Genomic DNA, 22,642 nt, shown 5'->3' on the forward strand with positions numbered 1-22,642 from the left:
AAGAGATTTATTTGCGTGAGTTTCACTATTTAATGAAATCTAGTTAAGCAGATGGGGCGTGAAAAGTCTATTTAAGCCGCGCTTAAATAGACGTTTTAGAAATAATATTTATATTTTATTTTCAGCAAGTTGCAGAGTTAATTCCTCAAAAATACTCGGATCGTCAATGGTTGATGGAATTTGCAGTTCTTCACCATCAATAAGTTGACGTAAGTTTTTGCGTAAAATTTTACCTGAGCGTGTTTTTGGTAAGCGTTCTACACACATAATATTTTTAAGACACGCAATAGCGCCGATTTGATTACGCACGGTTTGCACCAATTGCTGTTCTACTTCTTTATGCGAGCCATGAAAATCATTTTTTAACACTACCATGGCCATGGGGTTTTGACCCTTGAGCGCATCATTAATACCAAATACGGCACACTCAGCAACTGCTGGGTGAGCGGCTACAATTTCTTCCATTTCACCAGTTGATAAACGATGCCCCGCGACATTAATTACATCATCGGTGCGGCCCATAATAAATAGGTAGCCATCATCATCAATATAACCGCCGTCGCCAGAAAGATAATAGCCTTCATATTCACTTAAATAACCGGCTTTAAAGCGTTCGGTATTTTGCCAAATAGTGGGTAAACATCCTGGTGGTAAAGGCAGCTTAATAACGACTGCACCTTGTTTATTGGGGGCGCATTGGTCACCATTCATATCTAAAATACGTACGTCAAACCCAGGAGTAGCAACCGTTGAACTGCCTGCTTTTGTAGGCAGGTGCTCAATGCCGACAGGGTTACAGGCTATCGCCCAGCCAGTTTCGGTTTGCCACCAATGATCAAGTACAGGTAGGCCTGTTTTTTCTTTGAGCCAATCGTAGGTGGGGGGATCTAAGCGCTCGCCTGCTAAAAACAAGCGTTTCAGACTTGAAGTATCGTATTGTTTAAACCCATCGGCATTGGGGTCTTCTTTTTTTATCGCTCTAAAGGCCGTTGGTGCGCTAAATAAAGCCGTTACTTTATACTGTTCAACCACACGCCAAAATGCACTGGCATCCGGGGTTCTTATTGGTTTACCTTCAAATAAAATAGTGGCGCAGCGGTACATAAGCGGGGCATACACTATGTACGAATGGCCTACAACCCAACCAATATCCGAAGCGGCCCAAAACACGTCACCAGGTTTCATTCCGTATACGGTTTCCATGCTGTAATGCATGGCAACGGCATGGCCGCCATTTTCACGAACAACCCCTTTGGGAGTACCCGTTGTGCCTGAAGTGTATAAAATATAAAGCGGGTGATCGCCACTTACCGGAACAGGATCAACGCCAGTAGCTGTTTGCATTGCAACAGCCCAGTCAATATCACGCTCAGGCATAAGTGGTGCAGTTACTTGCTCTCGCTGATAAATAATACAATGTTCTACTTTATACGAGGCTGATTCGAGGGCGTTATCAAGTAACTCTTTGTATTCAATTACGGTATTCACTTCTACACCGCAAGAGGCACTGAGTACTAACTTAGGCTTGGCGTCATCAATTCTTACGGCAAGCTCATGTGCTGCAAACCCGCCAAAAACGACCGAATGAATAGCGCCGATGCGAGCGCAGGCTAACATGCCAATTACGGCCTCGGGGATCATGGGCATATAAATAACCACGCGGTCGCCTTTTGTTACGCCTAAAGACTGCATTAATCCTGCGAATTTAGCGACTTCTTGTTGCAGTTCAAAGTAGCTGTAGCTGCGCGCGGTATTGGTTACGGGTGAGTCATAAATTAACGCTGTTTCATCGCCATGGCCGGCAATAACATGCTGATCTACGGCTAAAAAGCAGCTATTAAGTTGGCCATCGGCATACCAGTGATATAAACCGTTTTCATCTTGTGTGTAAGCTGTTTCGGGAGCCTGGTACCAAGGGAGGCGTTTACTTTGCGATAACCAAAACGCTGCCGGGTTTTGTTTAAACTCGTTGTAATGTTGTTTGTATTCACCTGACATAAAGGCTCCTGAGCAAAATTTAATATAACTTTATTTAGGGTCTGTTGACCTTTGCAAATTAAAGCTTGAAAGATCAACAGACCTTAAAACTAAGCGCTTTTTATCAGGAGTGATATTCGACTATGGTCGGTTAAATAATAAACGGATTGTGTGGTTTTTAGCTAACGCTATGGTTTATAACGAACTAACGACTAGTTTGATGATTTAAATGAGGTAACATATAAAAATGATGAACTATTTAATGTGGTAATAATGAGTCAAGTTGTCAGAGTAGGCGTTGCAGTGATAGTAATGCATGATAATAAAATTTTACTCGGTGAACGGTTAGGCGCACATGGTGCAAATACCTGGGCAACCCCTGGGGGGCATTTAGAATTTGGTGAAACGGTAGAGCAATGTGCAGTGCGTGAAGTCGCTGAAGAGACTGGGCTTACTGTTACTAATATTCGTAAACTCGATTTTACCAACGATATTTTTAGCGCTGAGAACAAGCACTATATTACCTTATATGTACAGGCAAAGTATGAAGGTGGCGAGCCTGTAAATAAAGAGCCTAACAAATGTTTACAGTGGCGTTGGTGCGATATAAATAACTTACCTTCACCTTTATTTACTTCATTAAAAAATTACTTAACACAGGGTGTTTTACCTACTCGATACTAAAGGCGCGTTGGAATAGGGAGTTGCCATTTATTTAAAATTTGTTGGTATTCACCGCTTTCTTTTATCGCGTTTAATCTATCAGTAATAATTTTCGCTGTTTGCGGGTTAAGCTGCTTACTTGCTGCAAAGTGAAGAGAAGAAGGTAGCTCATCTAAATGTATACGCTTAGTAATTAAGCTTGGGTCGAGCCCTGTTCGCTTTAACTCGTTTTCAAGTGTGAGGGTGTTAGTCACCACAAAATCGATACGATTTTTATACAGCATTTTCCATAGCTGCTGGTAGTAACTCACTAAGACTAGATTCTCATTTTCAGTAAAGCCTTGAGCTTCTAGATAAGCCTGTGCAGAATAACCGCGAATAGTGGCTACTTTGTATTTTTTGGCAAAGTTTAAGTGAATCACTTCATCGTTATGACTACGTAAACTTACTAGGTATGCATCTGCAAAATACACTTTCCCCAGCCACTTAAACTGGCTATTTCTGTTTGGAGTTTTTAACAGTGACAGCATGATTGCATTAGGATTGGCTTGTTGTTGTGGAAACATACGCGCCATCGGCATTATTTCAAATTTTGCAGTTAAAGCCGTACCTTTTAATACTGCTTTAGCGATATCTACTAAGGCGCCCTGCGTTTCACCTTGAGGGTTTTTAAAATGATAAGGCGGTAAATCTTCAGCGATGAAGGTAACCGGGTTTGCGTGACAGACCGCACTATAAAAAACCAATACAAAAACAGCTAACACCAAACGCATAAATAATTGTCTTTAAAGCAACACCATAAGGTTAGTGTAAAGAAAGTTAGTAAGAAGGTATACGACAAATGTATTTTTTGAGTAAGCAAAGTGTTTAATTATTGTTTTTTATGAATTGGCGAGGTGAGCAATGATACCAGCGCCTAAAGGCACGATTAAAAGAGCTTTGATCATTAAACCCCAACATAGTTGCAATACTGCTGAGCGAATAATGAGGAATATAAGTTAACAAACGGCGTTTTTGCTCTTGCTCAAGAAGATCACCAAAATTGGTGTTTTCTTGCTTTAGGTGGCGTTGCACTGTGCGCGGGGTCATATTTAAAGCACTAGCCGTTCTGATCAGTGAGCAGTCCTGCAAATCGTATTTAGCCATTAAAATATGATTAATTTTTTCTGTTAATAATTGCTGACTTTTAAACTGGGATAGCTGTTGCTCTGACATTTGCTTAAGCACAGCGTTAATCTGGGAGTTATCGGTTTTAAAAGGCAGGGTTAAGTAACTACTTGGAAACTCTACTTGATTAAAGTTAGCGCCAGCTTTTACTGGGCAATTAAACCATTGCGCTAATTGTTGCAACTCACTATCTGAAAAACGTGCTGTAAAATAAACGCAACTAGGCGAAAGCTGAGGATTAAGTAGTTGGCGTATAACACTTACCCACGCGGTCATATTTCGTAATACGGCCTGTGGGCTGCACTGTGGGTCTGCTAACCAGGTTACCTTGCAAAGTGTTCGTTGCTGTTCAAACTCAGCACGCCCTATGTTGGCCACTAAACTGTCGTAACTCAGTAATGCAGTAATGGCAGTGGCTAGATTAGTACTCGATTCAATTAAATACCCAAGTACACCAAAATCAGCGGTACGTATTTGTTTTCCTAACTCAAACCCAAATAAGGAGTCGTTTAGCGTTTGCTGTGCATAACTAAGCAGCGCATTGTAGCTTTTTAAGCTAATACGTGGTGCTAATTGTTGTGTTTGCTTATTTGTATATTCATCAAATTCAATGGTAGTTAGTATCTCTTGGCTATCTAATTTTTTGCTTTGAAGATAATCCAAACAGCTAGAAAAGTAATGATCGGCTAAGGTTTTCATTTGTCGCCTAAAGCTAAAAAATAGTCATCTAATCGCAAGTTTGCCATGCAATATTTTTATATGCTAGAGATCTATAAAAATAATAGGGGGCACACAATGATTGAGATAAATGTTAAACATAGTGTGGCAGCAACGCCTGAACAATTACGCACCTTATTATTAGCGCATGCTGATTTGGGGCGCTTTTTTAATGCGCAGTTTAAAGTGTTAACACCGCAAGACTCGGGTGAAATAAGTGGCGGAAAAGGCACTATTAGACAAATAAAAATGCAAGGTACAACATTTAAAGAGCAAATAATAACGGCCGATAATAGCCACATTAGTTACCGTATTTTAGGGGATACACCCGTTGCACAGCACCGTGGTGATATTTACTTAAAAGCCAATAATGCTCAGCCATCACTCACCGAGATCAGCTACCATATTCGTTGCATTGCGCCTTTGTGGTTACCCAATTTTATACTGGCTTTTTTTATAAAAAAAGATGTTAGCCAAGCACTTAAAAAAATAGCCAGCTATTTTCAGGAGAAACGCCATGAGCATTGAAATTATTTTATTGGCACTGAGCCCTATTTTTTTGCTGTTTGTAGGGTTTGAGTTTATAAAATTTAGACGTTACTACGATATAAAAGACAGCTTAGCCAACGCGTTACTTGCTTTATTACATCAAGGAGCTGATGCCATTGCGTTATTATTATTAATGCCGTTTTTTTATTGGCTGTATCAGTTTCGACTATTTGATATTGAATTGACAGTATTTACTGTATTAGGCGCTTTTTTACTGCAAGACTTTTTATACTATTGGTTTCATCGTGCATCACACCATATTCATTGGTTATGGGCCGCTCATGTAGTGCATCATAGTTCTACTAAAATGAACTTTACCACGGCATTTAGGCAAAGTTTAATGTATCCGCTGGCGGGAATGTGGCTATTTTGGTTGCCGATGATATTAATAGGCTTTGAGCCTGTGATTGTTTTTGCTGTGGTGGCACTTAATTTGGCTTATCAATTTTTTGTACACACTCAAGTGGTAAAAAAGCTCGGTTGGTTTGAAGCATTATTTAATACCCCATCGCATCATCGGGTGCACCACGCTATAAATAATGGCTACTTAGATAAAAACTTCGCTGGTGTTTTAATTATTTGGGATAAATTATTTGGCACTTACGTCGAAGAAGATGAAAACAAACCCTGTAAATACGGCATTATTGGCCAACTAAACAGTAATAACCCGATCAAAATTACCTTTCATCAGTGGCAGTATTTATTTAAAAGTACCTACAGGGCAAACGGGTTAAAAGCTAAATTAAAAGTAGTATTTGGTTACCCAACAAGCTCTCAAAGTAGTAATAAGTAAGCCTATTTTTTATATAAAAAAGCCAGGAGCAAATAGCATCACTCCTGGCTTATCTCACAGTAAAATTTAATTATTTGGCCGTTGTGATCACTGTATCAATTAAGTGTACAACGCCATTGCTAGTGTAAATATCAGTGGTTGTTACATTGCTGCCAGCTACTTGTAGTGATGTAGCCGGTAAGCTTACTTGCCACCAAATATCGTTCACAGCTTGACCATTACTCTGACCGGCTGCCGTATCACCTGAGAAGGTATATAAAGGGCGGCCAAGGTAAGCTACTTGCATGCTGTCATCTGAGCGAGCAATCAAGGATAAACCCGGAATATTTTCGATAGACGCCGCAGTGCCTAACACGGGTGGCCACGTTGTTGCACAAGTTGCTTCACATACGCTCATTGCTTCACCTAAGTCGTTATCAAATACATACACCGTTTTACCTGGCATTGCATCGGCCATACCCGTTACTAAACGATTATTAGTTACATCATAAGCTACGCTGTCTGTTGCTGTATTTTCGGTACTGGTAAAATCTACCACGTTTACGCTTAGCATATTCTCAGCAAGTGTAGTGACCATTTTACCGTTAGCAGCAAACGCATCAGTACTACCTACTTGGGCAGCTAATACATGTTGAGTAAGTACGCCAGTAAGTGCAGTAGTGTCAGCTAATAAAGCATTTAAATCAGCGGTAGGAATTTTACTAAATGCCGCATTTGTTGGTGCGAATACCGTAAACGATTTAGTGGTATCGTTAAACGTATCCACTAACCCTGCTGCTTGCAGTGCAGTTACTAGTGTAGATAATGCAGATGTTTCTGTGGCAACTGTTGCAATAGTTTTGGTCGGTGTGCCTACTTCAGCGGGTGGCATAATCACTTTGTTTAATACATGAATAACGCCGTTGTCAGCAGTTACATTCGCTGTAGTTACCGCCGCATCATTAATAAACAGTGAGCTGTCTACATACGATAAAGCAGCCATATCACCATTTGCCATTTCAACTTTGTTGTTCTCGCTGTTTGCAATGGTGGCTGCTGCATCAGATAGTACATTTGCATCTGCTACTACATGGTAAAGTAAAATATCACGAAGCGTGTCGGTATCTGCCAATAAAGCGTCAATAGTGTCTTGACCAAGGGCAGCAAATGCTGCGTCAGTAGGTGCAAATACCGTGAATGTGCTGGTTGGATCGCTAACCAATGCGTCTAAACCTGTTGCTGAGAGTGCGGCGAGTAATGTAGTAAAGCTGCCATTTTCACTTGCAACATCCGCAATTGTGCCAAAACTCTCTGGTAGGGCAACGTCAGCAACAATCACAGAGTCAATTACGTGAACAATGCCATTAGTTGTTTTTATATCAGTTATTACCACATTAGCGCCGCCAAACATCAAGATGTTGGTGTCTGCGTTAATTGAAATAGGTAAAGTATTACCAAGCAGTGTTTCAGCTGATTGACCGTTTAGAGACATTGCGGTTACTGAATCAATAGAGCCAGTTAACACATGTTGTTTTAGAATATTGCCGAGTACATCTGGATTAGCTAATAGGGTGTTTATCATTTTGCTACCAACAGCTTCAAATGCAGCGTCTGTTGGGGCAAATACAGTATACTCCTTTGAATTATCAGACAATGCAGCTGTTAAACCTGCAACATCAAGCGCTGTGAGTAACGTACTAAAATTACCAGCTTGTTGCGCTGTTTCAATAATATTTTTCGTTGGCGCAGTTTCAGAAACTTCTTTAGGCATTAAAACAGCATCAATGACGTGGATAATACCGTTATCAGTTTCAATATCAGTCATGGTAACGGTGCTTGTGTTTACTAACAGCGTATCGCCATTTAAAGATAGAGCAATATTTTGACCATTGACAGTTGCAACCGTTGTGCCTGCGAGGCTAATTGCTGTTTGTGCATCAACACTACCTGATAAAACATGATAGGTTAATATTGAACTAAGCTTGTCAGTATCAGCTAATAAAGCGTTGATTTTGTCTTCACCTAGTAATGCAAAAGCCGCATCGGTGGGAGCAAATACTGTGTAACTATTCGTTGCATCATCAAGAGTCTCGTCAAGACCTGTTGCTTCTAAAGCTGCAACGAGTGTAGTGAAATCATCAGAACTTTGTGCAGCATCAAAAATGGTAGTAATTGGTTGTGGGTCAGTACTTACAGGTACGTTATCATCGTCATTACAGCCTTGGATCAGTAACAAGGGAAGTATGACTGCGCATAGCTTAAATACTTTATTCATAATTTTTCCTTTAATTGAATGTTACAGTGTTATAGCTGTGTGAACATTACGTAAGGGAAGCTGTAACTGATCAAAAAAAGGCCTGTTATTTTTTGTTTTGGGATATCGTTAAGATTTTATTAGACTATTTAGAAAAAATTCAGGTTACTAAGGATTTGGCGCCCCTAATAAAAATAAATACGCTGCAGATATACACGGATGAAGAATACACATTCCTAAAGCGCCAGTAAAGTCATCAACACTGTGCTCGATGTAATAACCATAAAATATGATGACAGAGCTTGCAAGAAAGCCAATGGCAAAGCTGTCGGCTAGGCGTATATTGATAAATAAGTATTGCTACTATGACTCTTCGGGAATGACATAAACTAGACAATAAGGCCTATCAAAGCTGCTGATACCATGATAGGAATTAATAATTTTGGATTGACGAATTTTAATAATAAAAATTTACTTTTAGCGCGCACATCACAAACCATAGCCCTCGCATTTAATAGCACAAAACAGATGTTGTTAATGTTATATAAATTGCAATTTATGTATAATGCAGCATATTTCATATGTTAAAAGTTATTAATGAAGGTAATTTATGTCCAACTGTTTGCACTTGGCAATACCGGCAGGTGATCTCGAAAAAGCGAAAACATTTTATTGTGACGTACTTGGCTGTAAAACGGGCAATAGTGAAGCAGGGCGATGGGTAGACATTGATTTTTGGGGTAACGAGTTAACGCTTCACCAAAGCGAAGAGCGCTTACCAACGGTACGTCATGATGTTGATATGGGCGCGGTGGCAGTCCCTCACTTTGGCATTCATCTATCAGAAGATCAATTTCAAGCTTTAAAAACGCGCATTGCGGCTGCTGGTCTCGAATATTTAGATAAACCATACCGTCGTTTTGTTGGCAATGAATTTGAACAAGAGACGTTTTTTATTGAAGATCCAAACGGCAATGTTTTAGAAATGAAAACTATGGTAAACCCAGAAGTCTTATTCAAAAAAGACGAGTAATGATTATGCGCCTAAACGATTACTTTAGGCGTTTTCTCTTGTGTAGGTTTGCTTAGCCTGCGCGTTTCGTAATGACTTTTTTTGATACATTGCTTCATCACCGGCTTTTAAAACCTCATCTAAATTTTTAGGCGCTTCGCTATAGTTTATTTGCCCTACGCTTGCGTAAATAGCGATGGTGTTGCCTTGGTGCTCTAAGCTAAGCGCATTTAACTTTTGTTCAAGAGTCGCAACTCGTTGGTTAATTTTATCTTTGCTGGTAAATAATGCCATAGCCACAAACTCATCCCCGCCTAAGCGTCCAACCGCATCTTCACTGCGCATATGGTTATTAATCAATTGCGCTACTTTGCTTAACACTTTATCGCCAACATCATGGCCATAACTATCATTTATTACTTTAAAGCGGTCTAAGTCTATATATAAAAAACACAGGATACCGCCTTGTTGAGCATGTTGAGTTAATAAGTCGTTTGCTTTTAAGCTCCAACCGCGACGATTATGTATATGACAAAGGGGGTCGTAATTAGCGTGTCGTTCAGCCTGTTTTTTTGCATAACTGAGTCTTTGTATTCGCTTGGCGACGGCGATGGCCAGTAGTAATGACTCAAGAGTAAAAGCAATCACAAACCCATAACGTTGAATAAAAGGGCTGTATTCGGTGAGTAATATTCTAAAAGTCATACTAATAAATACACAGCTTAAGGCTATAAAAACTAAGCCTGCCTCATTCACACCTTGCTTAGCTTGCACGGCTGAGAGTATAAAAATACTCATTACAATCAATAATGATAAGTAGCCTGTAATCGCTGAGGTGATATCAGCAATAGCGGGTAAATCTAAGGCTACTTTTTGTAAGCACAAGGTAAGTACACATAAAGCGGCAATTTTTAAAAATTTACTCACTTTTGGCCAATATTGCGGCAATTCTAATATTGCGCACATAAACCAAGTCGCACTTAATACGGTTAAACCAATGCTTAATGAATAAAGATTTCTGATAAACTCAGAAAACTGATTTTGAGCAAATAAATAGGGTTGACCTTCTTGTAAAAAGATAAAGCTAGCAATACAAAAAAGGTATGCACCATACTGTTTGAAAATAGCATCTTTAATACCATAACCTATTATTAGTACATAAAAAATAAGTGTGGCACACAAGCCATAAAACACTCCGAAAATTAAATTATATAACTGAACTCTGCCAATAAACTGTTGTGTATTTAGCCATGTAAAACGAGGAGTGTAGTTATTTGTTACTGTTACAATGAGCTGCGCGTTAAAGCTGCCTTGCTCCATTAAAACGGCTATCTGATTCGTTTTTAAGGGGGTCTTTGATACGCCATCTTGTTGCCACGAAAAACTCTTAAGTGCAGGACGAGTAAAAGTGAATACACCACTTTGGCTTAGGTTACATACTAATTCAAATTTGTTAACCCCTTTTTCTAGTCTTATGTCTGATGCAACACCTTGCAACAAGGGGGTTGATACATTGTTTGCAATAGCTGTTAAATAACAGTTATCTTCAGCGAAAGCTGCGCCGCTCAATAGCAGAGTAATAAAAGCCAATATGATACCGTTGAACCTGAGGAAGCGGGAGCTTGGGAAGAGGAAGCTATTCCTTATTTTCACGGTAGTATTGCGCATAAGTGAGACATAAAAATAATAATTACCTCATACTAGCAAAGCTAGTTTGCTTTACTAGTAAATATTGATAAGAAATAGTGACCTAGGCTGCAGTTAGTTGAACTTCGACTGGCTTCGGGTTAAGTTGTTCTGATAAGTTATTGCTTTAAAATAAACTGGTAGTTTTTTACTTGCTTGAGATCGGGGGGTTGATCACCCTTGGTGGATCTAAAGTAATTGATCGCATTAAAAAGGATTTTCATGAAAATAAAAACAACAATAGTTAATCGTACTTTATTATGCGCTTTATTAATTGCGCCTACCTTAAGTGTGGCTGAATTACCGGTTTCTCCTCAAACCCCAGAACAATGGCGCAGTGTTAGTGAGCGTGATATTGAAGCCGCTTACGGCATATCGGTACAAAACCACCCTGGTATGTTTGATGTTAACAACCCAGCCTTTCCTGAACTATTAAAGCAAGCAAAAGCAGAGGCACTTGCACTGTCTGCCAAAGCGAGCGGGCCGCAGGTTCATATTGCGGCAATTGCGCGTTTTAGTACTGTGCTACAAGATGGTCATGCAGGTGTGTTTTCAAGCGTTGAACGACCTGCTCGTCGTTGGCCTGGTTTTAGTGCCGTTTGGCGGGGTGATGCATTAAAAGTGTATTACAGTGAAACAGATAATATAAATAAAGGTGATGTGATAAGTGGTTGCGATGGGCAAAGTACCGAGACTTTAATGCGACAAAGAGTGTTTAAATTTCATGGACAGGTTACACAACCTGGGCATTGGTGGCAGCAAGGTTGGCGGTTACTAATTGATGATGGTAACCTATTTTTAACACCTCTAAAAGAATGTCAATTTATTAAAGCTAATGGGCAAGCTTACAGTAAAACCCTTGATTGGTCTGTTCGGCCAAAGAGTGTAACTAAGCATTTAACACATGCCTATAATGGGGATGAGCTTACAACCGATTTAACTTGGCCTGCGCAAAACATAGCGTGGATTGCTATGCCCAGTTTTGCAAATAACGATAAGCAAACTCATGATTACAATAACCTGTATAAAAAAGTGACTGATCAACGTACTAAGTTACTCAGTGCAAAAACGGTGGTTTTAGATCTTCGTCATAACCAAGGTGGCTCGTCTTATTGGAGCTTAAAGCTTGCAAAAGCGTTGTGGGGTGAGCAAGTTGTTGAACAAAAAATGGATAACTACTCACAAAATAGCCGAGTTTGGTGGAGAGCGTCAAAAGATAATACTAACTATGTTAAATCGTTAATTGAAGTGGTGAAAGAGCAACCTGAAGTCCATAAAGAGATTAAAGAAATAGCTGCAGGTATGGCAAAGTCACTTGAAAACAATAAGCCATTTTATATAGAAGCAAAGCAAAGCAAATCAAATCAAAGCGAAAATACATCGCTAGTGAGTGACTTTAAAACACAGGTTTTTGTTATTGTGCCGCCACAGTGTGCAAGTGCCTGTCTTGGCGCCATTGATGTATTTAAGCAGTTTTCAAACACTCAGTTATTTGGCGCGCCAAGCAGTGCTGACTCATTGTATATGGATGTTCGACTAGCCGAGTTACCCTCAGGGTTAGGTAAAGTTATTATCCCTAATAAAGTGTATGTTGATAGAGCAAGAGGAAAGGGTGATTACTATAAGCCCGATATTGCCTATAACGATATTGATTGGACAACCGATAAGCTATTAGAAAAAATTAAACAGTTATAAAAAAAGCCGCTCAATGAGCGGCTTTGACTTTTCAACTATAAGGGGTAATCAAAAACTGTGTTTGGGCAATGTATTAATTGCCCATAGAGTATCTAACGCCAAAGGCATAACGAGGGCCGTATTGAGCCGCACTCAAGAACTGACTTTCGAAACGGCTAAATGAGCGCTCAGTTTCGTTGGTTAAGTTTACACCTTCAAAGAATACCGTTGTGCTTTCGTTAACTTCATAGTTCACACTAATATCCCACTGCAAGTACTCTTTCGCGTATTGTGGAGGAGCCGTAGCACCTGAATCAGGTAAACCTTGTGCAATTAAGTATTCATCACGCCATGCACCAGTTATTTTAACTGACAAACCATCTTTCTCATAAAAACCTTGTAGGTTTGCAGAGTCACTTAGGCCAGCCAATACAGCTTGAGACGCAAGGTAGTAGTTATCGTACTCTACATCACCATCAACAACGGTGGCATTGAAGCCCGCACCAAAGCCCGAGTCGCCAAACAAGTGCTGAACAGCAAATTCAAAACCGTTTACTTTACGTTTTCCGACGTTTTCAGGTGACTCGATAGTCCATTCAATCAATGGATCGGTTGCTGGGTCTGGTAATATGCGGTCGTTTTCACCAATGCCCACACCATTAGCTACAATTTCATCACGAATTGCAGTATCAGTTGCTTGATCTCCACGAGCTTCAATGGCGGCTACGGCGTTGTTCCAACGCTGACCTAAATACACATCGTGTAAGCCTTCAAAGGTGGTTTTTATATTAGTTTTATCGATCCAGTCATCCACATCTTTCCAGAATAAGCCAATTGCAGCATAGCTGCCTTCGCTGTAGTAATACTCAAGGCTTAAATCTAGATTAGTTGATTTAAATGGCTTTAAATTCGGATTACCACGGCTACCGCTTCTTGAGTTTAATTTAGGTGATGGGGTTAAGCTTAAATTTCCAAGCATATCACCGAGTGTTGGTCTGGTGATTGTTTGACCCCATGAGGCGCGAGTCACTAAGTCATCAGTAAGATCAACTTTAATATCAATCATAGGGAGTAGTAAGTCGTATTGGCCTTCATAGTCAACTTCAACAAAGTCCCCACCGCTTGCGAACTGGGTTATCCATTCTGCACCGCCAGCCCAATACACTTGCTCAGCCACTCGGCTTTTAGCTGGGCTTACAATATCAGTTTCTTCATAGCGAAGGCCTAAGTTTACAAACACGTCGTAGTCGCTAACGTTAAACGCCCAGTTGCTAGAAAGATAAACGCTAATGGTTTCTTCTTCTACCTCATTAACAGGGAAGTTATCAAAGTTACCAATTTGATATACATCACTGCCAACTACGTCTTCAGTTAAATAAGCACTTTGACGAGCAAACGCTTCATCAAGATCATAGGTATAAGCATAACCTGGCGCTACGCCATTAGGACCAAATGAAAATTCGTCAAGGAATCCGCTTAAATCAACCCTTTCGAACATCGCATCCGGGAAAATTTCAGCGAAAGTACCATTACCAAAACCGGGTGAATTCGCGTTATTAGAACCGCCCCAACCGCTGAGTGTTTGCTTGGTATAGGCTGCGCCAAATTTAACGGTTTCAAGACCAATATCGGTATAGGTGAATAACTTACCATCTAATTGTACTTGAGAAACTTCTGACTCCCCCGGCGTTCTAGTGAAAATACTGAAGTTAGAACCAATTTGATTTGGGCTTACTTCTTGTGTGCCGTTGTTCCAATTAATATTAAAACCCGGTACATCCCCTTCGCGGAAAGAGTATTCTTTAGTAGAGAGATCTGCTGAGCCTAAAATAATACGGGCATTAGAGTTTAAGCCAGGATCTTTACCGTTATCAGTGGTGGTTTTTGAAGTATGCGCATCAAAATTAAAACTTAGGTTTTCTGTTGCTAACCATTCAACATTAATACCAGTTGCTTTTGAGTCTACTTCAGCAGTTTCACGAAATGCCGTGAATGAGGCATCATCACCAGCTGAGTTGTAGTAAATGGCTGTGCCATTTTCATCAAGCTCGTATGCATTTGCATTACCGCCAAATGAGCCGTTCCAAATACCCCACGATAACGAATTATTACCCGTTGTGGCTTGCGAAATTGTATGGTCAAGTGTGAAGGTTAAATTATCAGTAGGCGCAAATTGGAATGTTGCTTGGGCATTTAAACGCTCACGCTTAATATCATCTTTTGCAAAACTTACTTCTTGTGGGAAGAAGGCTGCTGATATGTATTCGCCTGAAATAGGTTCGAAAAATTGTTTCGCTGGGTTGCCATCCGCATCCATTGGACGATTATCAATAATATTTTCTGCATCAACCGATAGGTTAGGGTTAACTAACCAAGAGCGTACATTCGCAGACTGGCGTTGAAAGTCACGGCGGTGGTATGAAAAGTTAGCTGAAAAACCAAACTTTTCGTCAGCGAAAGTATTGCTGTAAATACCTGCAATTTCAGGTGTTACCTCATCACCTTCTTCTACCGATGTATCGTGAATGCCTTTAGCCATTAATGAAAAACGCTGACCCGGCTTTTGTAGAGGTTTAGCGGTAACAATATTTACAGTTGCACCAAGGCCACCTGTTGGTGTATCTGCACGCGCTGTTTTCATAACTTCAAGTGAACTAACACCTTCAGATGATAAGTTCTCAAAGTTAAATGAACGTGTAAAACCGGTGCCCGCCATTTGACGGCCGTTAAGTGTTACAAGGTTAAATGATGGGCCAAAACCACGCACTGTAATTTGGCTACCTTCACCATTTGAACGACTTACTGATACACCCGTAATACGCTGTAGCGATTCAGCTAAGTTAGTATCTGGAAATTTACCCATTTCTTCAGCAGAAATGGCATCGACCACGCCAGATGCGTCACGTTTTACATCCATTGAACGGATTAATGAACCGCGAATACCTTTTACTTCAATAACTTCTAGTTCAGGTTCGGCAGTATTTTCTTGCGCAGCATAAGCGAAGTTAAATGTGCTTGCAGCGATGATAAGTGATACAGAAGCCGCTAATTGGCTTTTTTTAAACTTATTTGTGTTCATAATTGCTCTGCTTTTACTTAATTTATTACGGTAAGTAGGCGCTTATAATTTAGCACCTACCACTGAATTAGGGTTTATGGGTTAGCGATAACGACATTGTCGATACGATAAACTGCACCTTCACCTGTTCCCCATGCTGGGAAAACCATCAGTACATTGATATCGCTAATGTCCAAACCTGCATCAAATAATGATTGCACTGTAAACGTGTATGTTTGCCATTGCCCAATAACCGGTACTTCACCTTCAACGCTTTGTGCAAGTTGAAGTTCTACCGCCGTTGCTGCACCTGTTGACTCGATTTTGAATGTCCATACTGAGTCAGGATCATTTGGTGGTGTCACCATTTTCATTTCAAATTGCACAACACCATTTGCTAATATTGCTGATGCATCAAAAGAAACACCTTCGTCAGCTAAAAAGCCCATTACTGTTGGTGTAGCACCAATGACAAACTCAGCCACTGTGCCATGATCAGCATCGTCAGTGTCTTCAGTCGGTGTAGAGCCACCACAACAGTCCCAAATACTCCACTGATCTGCCGCAGTGTCTTGGAAGATGGTAATTTCGTTGCCTGCTGGTGATGCTGCGCTCGGATCATACATTTTAGCGTTATCTACACGGTAAACTGCACCTTCGCCTGTACCCCATGCTGGGAAGATCATCACAACGTCAATGGCACTTACATCTAAACCCGCACCGGCTAATTCTTCAAATGTGAAGGTGTATGTTTTCCACTCACCTGCAACAGGTGCATCGCCTGCATCTGTCAGTGGAACTTCTACTGCGGTATCACCTTCATTAGATTCTATTTTCATTGTCCAAACAGCCGCTGGATCATTTGGATTTGACATCACTTTTACATCAAACTGTAGTACACCATTTTCTAAAATACTTGTTGCATCAAATGGTTTACCACTACCACCGGCTGAGGTGCGAGTGTTGAAACCCATTACAGTAGGGGCTTCGCCAATGCTGAACTCTGCGGTTAAACCGTGTTCTTCATCGTCCATTGCTTCAATTGGCGTAGAGCCGCCACAACAATCCCACATTGGCCAATCTAAGTTTTGTCCGTCTGTGAATAGGTCTACAGATGGTGATTCACCGACATCGCCTTCAATAGCAACATTGGTAATTAAGTACTCAGCGCCTTCACCTGTTTGCCATGTTGGAAATACCATTAATACATCAATGGCACTTAAATCTAAGCCTCTTTCTTGTAGTAAAGAAAGTGGGAATGTATAGGTTTGCCATTGGCCTGTAACCGGTGTTACGCCTTCATTACTATCGCTAAGGGCTACATCGCCTGTATTAGGACCACCATCACCCGCTTCGGCTTTTAATAACCAAGTAGTTGAAGATGTTGGAGGAGTAACTACTTTCATATCAAAAGTTAAACGACCATTAAATTCAAGTAATGGTGAAGCATCAAACGGAGATGATGTCCCTGTAAAATCGTCAGGAAAGTGACCACCACGGGTAGAGAAACCTAATACGGTACCGTTATTATCGTTGATATTAAATTTAATAACGTCGCCTTTATCAGCGTCGGTAATGGTTTCTGGTGTGGTTCCGCCACAGCAATCCCAAGCGATCCAGTTTGCGTTTAAGCTACCATTGAAAATATCAAGGTTTTTTGCAACGCCATCACTTGGTGGAGTAGGTACAGGGGCTTTACCTTCAACAAGTGCATCTTCTAAGTTATCGTAACCTGGGCGTACTGTTTCACAACCCTTACCTGTGGCTGGGTTAGAGGCACATTCATAAACACGAACGTAATCAATCTCAAAGCTTTGACCTTCTGCAAATGCTGCAGCGTCAACGCCTAAGTTATTTACGTTTTCCGGCCAATCACCACCAACAGCATTGTTTAAAATAAGATAAAAATCTTTATCAAATGGTGCTGTATCCCAATGAGTTGTTAGCTCGCCGCTACCTTGTTCAAAGTATTCAGCAAACCAGCCTTTATGCTTTAAGCCAACAGCTTCATCTTTTGAATTGTAACGAACTTCAGAGCGACGTTGAGTGGCGTATAAATAGCCATCTACGTACCAGCGAATCTCACCTTCTTGCCATTCAATCGCGTAAGTATGAAAATCGTCTGCAGGATTCATCCCTTCAGGGAATGTATACGCTTTACCAGAGTTCGAGTTGTTAGGCCATTCACGACCATAGTGAAGTGTGCCATGAATATTAGCTTCAACGGTGCCATCTTCAGCAACTGTTTTTAAATTTACCGCTTCTAAAATATCAATCTCACCAGAGCGCGGCCAAGTACCATATTCTTCATCGGTTGGCATCATCCAAAATGCAGGCCAGCTACCTTGTCCAGAAGGTAATTTTGCACGCATTTCAAAACGACCATAAGTAAAATCTGCATTGTAACGGGTGTTTAAACGGGCTGATGTGTATGGTTTTTCTGCACCTTCATCTGCAGGTAAGGCGACTATGTTTAGTACACCGTCTTTAATGAAGGCATTTTGTTCACTGTCGGTGTAACATTGTTTCTCGTTGTTACCACCACCGGCACAATTTAATTCAAAGTTCCACTTGTTAGTATCAATACTAGTGCCATCAAATTCGTCACTCCAAACCATTTGCCAATCAGAAACAGGCTCTTGTGGATCGACTTTTGTGAAGTCAGATTTTGTCTCGGCACTTCCACCACAGCCAAATAGCATGGTCATGGATATTGCCGCAACAAGGCGGCTTACTTTGGTTGTTGTCATGTTCATTAGTTGAACCCCAGTATCGACAAAGAGTTAAAAGTACTTCGTTGTGGTTGTTATTGTGTCTACAAGCGAAGTTGTAAGCGCTTACATTTATCAATGTGTGTGTTGTAAGCGCTTACATAGAGTATGCTAAGGTTGTAATTTGGTCAACAACAGACTGCTTATTTTTTTAACTTTAAGTTTACATTACCTGCTTTTTTAGTTTTAAACTGAAAAGTTATTTAATTTTTAAATAACTTCAGAATAGCAATATATTAATGGAGATAGAGTTTTAGTCTAATAATATCAGTGAGTTGTTATTTTTTAGTGCCATCAAAATATTAAAAGTGAATCCACATGCTAATTAACAATATTTTTCTGTTATCGCTCAAAGGTATCTAATAGTAGGCATTTATGTTTATTAATTGGTTTTCAAAGGTCAGCGTTGAGTAATCAAATCAGCAGTTAATAACTTTAACAGCTGAACTGCCTATATATTACTCTAGTGGCTTTGAGCCTGCTTCTAAGACTTTTAACAATACAGTTTTAAAGCGCTTAAAATCTTCAATATGGGGTAAATGACCTAAATCAGTCAGTTCAAATAGTTGGCTGTGAGGAATTAATGCCGCGGCTGATTTACCTAATTGATCGTAGCGGCCAAGTTCATAATCTACTCCTTGTTTCTTCCAGTTACGGCCAGGTCCTGTTCTGTCTCTTGTACCTATAATTAGTGAAACAGGCATGGTGAAGTTTTTAAACTCGGTGATAACGGGTTGAGTAAAAATCATGTCGTATGTTTTTGCGTTAACCCACGCTACTAGCTCTTTATCTGGGCCTTGAATTTGTCCGGTGATAAAATTCGTCAGAGCAGCAAATTGGTTATTCCATTTTCCGTCATAGTAATTTTTTTGCTGGTATGCTTTTACCCCAGCAGGTGTTTTAGCTAACTCATTTTTATAAAAAAAGTTAGTGTCTTTGTAATCAACATATTGCAGGTAATTTTCAAGGCCAATAGGGTTGAGTAAAATTAATTGTTGGGTTGTTTGTGGATACATAAGCGCAAAGCGACTTGCTAGCATACCGCCCATAGAATGACCCAATACAATTGATTTATTTATATTAAGTTGGCTCATTAAAGCATGGGTGTGACTAGCTAAGGCTGCAAAAGAGAACTGATAATCTCGTGGTTTAGATGATTTTCCAAAACCAATTTGGTCAGGTATCAGCACGCCATAACCGAGTTTTTGTAGCAATAGTGCAGTTTCAGTCCAGTAATGAGCGTTAAAGTTTTTACCATGCATTAAAGTCATAACGGGTTTACCAGCCTTTGCAGGTAAGTAAATATACGCCATTTTTAACGACAGCCATTGTGAGTCAAGGTTAAAATAGTCAACGTCGAAATCGTAATTATAGTTGCTTAATAATGCGTCATAACTCAGTGGTTGCGGCGCTTGTGCATTTGCAATACCGAAGACAAAACATAAACTTAATAGCCATATTCTATACATAAGATCCCTCAATGATTTAAATTAAATCTGTCAAAACATATCTTCACATACTAAGCGAATAAACTCTAAAATTTAATACTATAAGTTAAGGCTTCCTTTGCTTATTCATCGGTAACCCTTATTGAGTATACGCTTTAATCTGCTTCGGCCACGAATCTGTGTTGGGTGATGAAGTATAAAAGGCACGGTTAAATCGTAATAATAAAAAGCCCAGCATTGTTGCTGGGCTTTATTTTTATAGCTTCTTATTCTAGAAACTGTAACTCATTGATACCCACAAGCTGCGTGCTTTTTGGGTGGTATTGTAATCAGATGTACATTCGTACTCTTCCTCTGAGGTTGCTAATAAGCAAGTACGGCTTGATAAGTCGTCATCTAACAGATTATTAATACGGGCATTTAATGCTAGGCTATCATTAATTTTATAACTTGCTGCTAAATGATATAGATCATAGGCTTTGTAGTAGAGCTTTTGTGTTTCAGGGCCCTGTGGACCAGACACATTTGCCGTACCACGGTAACGATCGCTGCGGATTTCAGAAATAAGTGAAATACTCAAATCATCCAATGGTTGCCATGCAAGCGTTAAGTTATACATATTTTTAGGTGTATTAACTAAAGGTAGTCCTTCATCACGGCCACTTTTCACTTCACTATCGGTGTAAGTAAAGTTCCCACGTAGTGACAACTGTTCAATAATCTGCCAATTAGCAGCAATTTCAACACCACGAGTAGCTGATTTATCTACGTTAGCAGCTTGCGTAAAGGTGGTGCTACCGATGCCAGCCCAACCTGCGCCAATTTCAACACAAGGTTCATCAGCTATGGCCACTTCACAGTTTGGTAAGTTATCTTGGTTAATGATTTTGTCTTTAAAATCATTGTAAAACACCGTTACGTTACCACTAAAACTATCACTGCCATTAAAGTAAGCAGCCATTTCGTAGTTTACACTGGTTTCTGGTTGTAAGTCTGGCGTGCCAACAAAAGGTTTAGTACCTTGGCCACCAAAACCTGTAATACCAGAGAATAGTTGGTTTGGCTCTGGGGTTTTGTAACCTGTGCTGATACCACCTTTGAAAGTCCATTCATCAGCAGGAGAGTAGGCTAAATAAGCGCGAGGACTAACTTGTGAGCCAAAGATATTATGATGATCATAACGAGCGCCGAAAGTTGCAGTTAGATTTGTGGTAATTTCCCAGTTATCTTCAGCAAATACAGCTGTTTGACGATGATCTTGAGTCGTACCTTCACGGAAGCCATCCCCGTACATACCAAATACACCATCTTCCATTTCGGCATCAAAATATTGTGCGCCTACTACAAAATAGTGGTTATCTATATTTGATTCAAACTTAGTATCAATAATTAAGTTATCAAGTTTTAGTGTACGCATTGGGCGTGGTAAAAAAGTCTCATCAAGTTGAGCGTAAATTGCATCCGTTAGTTCTGGCTTGTCCATGCCTTGATCTTGTACTGCTTGGTCCCAAATGGCCTGCACACCTAAACGCTCTTGTACATTAAGAGGTAATGAGCGACCAAAGTTTTCACTGCTGCTTTGGGTAATGCTGCTGGTCAGCGTACCAACATCGTATCGACCAACATGTGCAAATACAAATTGCTCACGTTCAACACGTTGATATGGAGTATAACCAACGCGTGGCTGTACAATGCCTTTGCTAACACGCCATAAACTGACTGGGCTATCTAACGTACCTGTTTGACCTTCGGTGTTATCGTAACGCTGTTTGGCTATGTCGTACTCAAAGGTGATTTCATTCTGATTATTGATCAGGTAGTTTATTGTTGCGCCGGCATTCCAGTTACGTGCTGCAACGATTTTTTTATCGCCAAAGCTACCATCATCAACCCACATGCTGCCATCTGGAAGTGGTAAACTTTCGCTGTAAGTTGGCTCACTTTCTTGACGGTCATAAAAACTACCACGGATCCCGTAAGTTAATCCCTCAACGCCGCTTGGTCCGGTCAAATATATATCGACTTTATTATCGTTACCGTATTGATCGTCTTGTTGGATATTACTGCTTACCGTGACGCTACCATGGGTGCTATCAAGATTTTTACGAGTGATAATATTGATTACACCACCGATTGCATCAGCGCCATATAAAGTGGACATTGGGCCACGAACGACTTCAATTCGCTCGATAGCCTCAAGTGGCGGCATATACATAAATTGGCTGTTACCAAAGTTGTTTGGGCCTATATTACCTACGTCACTTTGACGGCGGCCATCAATAAGCACTAGAGTATAGCTTGCGGGTAAACCACGCATGGTAATACTAATATTACCGTTTTTATCTTGTCCGGCACCAACATCGATACCTTCGATATCACGAAGCGCATCAGCAAGGCTAGTAAATGGCTTATTTTGTAGATCTTCGCGAGAGACAACTGAGACACTTGCAGGTGCATCTATTAATTTTTGCTCATAACCAGAAGCGGTGACAACCATCACTTCCATATTTTCAGCTGTGTCATCATCAGCAATAAGTGTTGTTGATGTTAATAATGCACTGATCAGTGAGGCCAGATAAAGCGGGCGGGATTTCATTGTACTTCCTTCATGACAAGAATAAAGATTATTAATCTAATAAGTAACCAAGGTGGGTATGATAACAATTATCAGTTGTATATTCAATTGCGAAATATTTACATTCAATGAATGATTTTCATATTAAATAAATGTGGGGATGGAGCATGAGCATTAAAAAACCCAGCGTTTGATGCCGGGCTTAGTTAATTTAAGAGTGTTTGCTTAGCCAAGTATTGACCGTGTTAGAGGTGCCTAATAAATGCAAATGGTATAGAGTTGTTGCTATTTAGAGAGCTTTATAAATTAAAGCGGGCAC

14 protein-coding genes are annotated in these 22,642 nt (G+C 40.2%); 5 read left to right on the forward strand and 9 right to left on the reverse strand.

The annotated features are described in order from the left end of the window. Nucleotides 1-108: 108 nt before the first annotated feature. Nucleotides 109-1,998 carry an AMP-binding protein gene (locus H5163_RS01015; protein ID WP_182734003.1) on the reverse strand — a complete coding sequence of 630 codons (1,890 nt, stop codon included), beginning with the start codon at nt 1,996-1,998 and terminating at the stop codon, nt 109-111. Nucleotides 1,999-2,250: 252 nt separating this feature from the next. Here H5163_RS01015 and H5163_RS01020 point away from each other — a divergent pair, with 252 nt between their 5' ends. After that, complete coding sequence (locus H5163_RS01020; protein ID WP_145234311.1) at nt 2,251-2,661, forward strand: NUDIX hydrolase; 411 nt, start codon at nt 2,251-2,253, stop codon at nt 2,659-2,661. Here the strand turns inward: H5163_RS01020 and H5163_RS01025 are convergent. Both H5163_RS01025 and H5163_RS01030 read right to left on the reverse strand, forming a co-directional pair. Further along, nucleotides 2,658-3,413 (reverse strand): ABC transporter substrate-binding protein, encoded by a 756-nt coding sequence (locus H5163_RS01025; RefSeq protein ID WP_182734005.1) that lies wholly within the window; start codon nt 3,411-3,413, stop codon nt 2,658-2,660. The genes H5163_RS01020 and H5163_RS01025 overlap by 4 nt on opposite strands. Nucleotides 3,414-3,507: 94 nt before the next feature. Next, the gene (locus tag H5163_RS01030) at nt 3,508-4,506 is read right to left on the reverse strand and encodes an AraC family transcriptional regulator (protein WP_182734006.1); all 999 of its coding nucleotides are present in this window, start codon (nt 4,504-4,506) and stop codon (nt 3,508-3,510) included. A 96-nt stretch (nt 4,507-4,602) separates the two neighbouring features. On the opposite strand from H5163_RS01030, the gene H5163_RS01035 reads away from it, so the two are divergent. Together H5163_RS01035 and H5163_RS01040 are read left to right on the forward strand one after the other, a co-directional pair. Further along, nucleotides 4,603-5,052, forward strand: coding sequence for an SRPBCC family protein (locus H5163_RS01035; protein ID WP_182734007.1), 450 nt, complete (start codon nt 4,603-4,605; stop codon nt 5,050-5,052). Further along, nucleotides 5,042-5,866, forward strand: a complete 825-nt coding sequence (locus H5163_RS01040; RefSeq protein ID WP_182734009.1) for a sterol desaturase family protein — start codon at nt 5,042-5,044, stop codon at nt 5,864-5,866. Before H5163_RS01035 ends, H5163_RS01040 begins: the two co-directional genes overlap by 11 nt. A 70-nt stretch (nt 5,867-5,936) precedes the next feature. On the opposite strand, the gene H5163_RS01045 is transcribed toward H5163_RS01040, so the two are convergent. Continuing rightward, nucleotides 5,937-8,120: a fasciclin domain-containing protein gene (locus H5163_RS01045; protein ID WP_182734010.1), complete on the reverse strand. Its 2,184-nt coding sequence runs from the start codon at nt 8,118-8,120 to the stop codon at nt 5,937-5,939. A gap of 589 nt (nt 8,121-8,709) precedes the next feature. On the opposite strand from H5163_RS01045, the gene H5163_RS01050 reads away from it, so the two are divergent. Continuing rightward, nucleotides 8,710-9,132 carry a VOC family protein gene (locus H5163_RS01050; RefSeq protein ID WP_145234299.1) on the forward strand — a complete coding sequence of 141 codons (423 nt, stop codon included), beginning with the start codon at nt 8,710-8,712 and terminating at the stop codon, nt 9,130-9,132. Between the two features lie 24 nt (nt 9,133-9,156). Here the strand turns inward: H5163_RS01050 and H5163_RS01055 are convergent, their stop codons facing one another. After that, nucleotides 9,157-10,701, reverse strand: a complete 1,545-nt coding sequence (locus H5163_RS01055; RefSeq protein ID WP_259399772.1) for a diguanylate cyclase — start codon at nt 10,699-10,701, stop codon at nt 9,157-9,159. Nucleotides 10,702-11,019: 318 nt separating this feature from the next. Between H5163_RS01055 and H5163_RS01060 the strand changes: the two genes are divergently transcribed. Beyond that, nucleotides 11,020-12,492, forward strand: a complete 1,473-nt coding sequence (locus H5163_RS01060) for a S41 family peptidase (protein WP_182734013.1) — start codon at nt 11,020-11,022, stop codon at nt 12,490-12,492. A gap of 73 nt (nt 12,493-12,565) precedes the next feature. On the opposite strand, the gene H5163_RS01065 is transcribed toward H5163_RS01060, so the two are convergent. The 4 genes from H5163_RS01065 to H5163_RS01080 all read right to left on the reverse strand — a co-directional run bounded on the left by H5163_RS01065 (nt 12,566) and on the right by H5163_RS01080 (nt 22,344). Then, nucleotides 12,566-15,550, reverse strand: coding sequence for a TonB-dependent receptor (locus tag H5163_RS01065; protein ID WP_182734015.1), 2,985 nt, complete (start codon nt 15,548-15,550; stop codon nt 12,566-12,568). A 74-nt stretch (nt 15,551-15,624) separates the two neighbouring features. Then, the gene (locus tag H5163_RS01070; RefSeq protein WP_182734017.1) at nt 15,625-18,285 is read right to left on the reverse strand and encodes a glycoside hydrolase family 16 protein; all 2,661 of its coding nucleotides are present in this window, start codon (nt 18,283-18,285) and stop codon (nt 15,625-15,627) included. Nucleotides 18,286-18,758: 473 nt separating this feature from the next. Beyond that, nucleotides 18,759-19,769: an alpha/beta fold hydrolase gene (locus H5163_RS01075; protein WP_182734018.1), complete on the reverse strand. Its 1,011-nt coding sequence runs from the start codon at nt 19,767-19,769 to the stop codon at nt 18,759-18,761. A gap of 250 nt (nt 19,770-20,019) precedes the next feature. Continuing rightward, nucleotides 20,020-22,344, reverse strand: a complete 2,325-nt coding sequence (locus H5163_RS01080) for a TonB-dependent receptor domain-containing protein (protein WP_182734019.1) — start codon at nt 22,342-22,344, stop codon at nt 20,020-20,022. Between the last annotated feature and the right edge of the window lie 298 nt (nt 22,345-22,642).

Origin of the sequence: Pseudoalteromonas sp. SG44-8 (assembly GCF_014164125.1) — a bacterium.
GTDB lineage: Bacteria > Pseudomonadota > Gammaproteobacteria > Enterobacterales > Alteromonadaceae > Pseudoalteromonas > Pseudoalteromonas rhizosphaerae.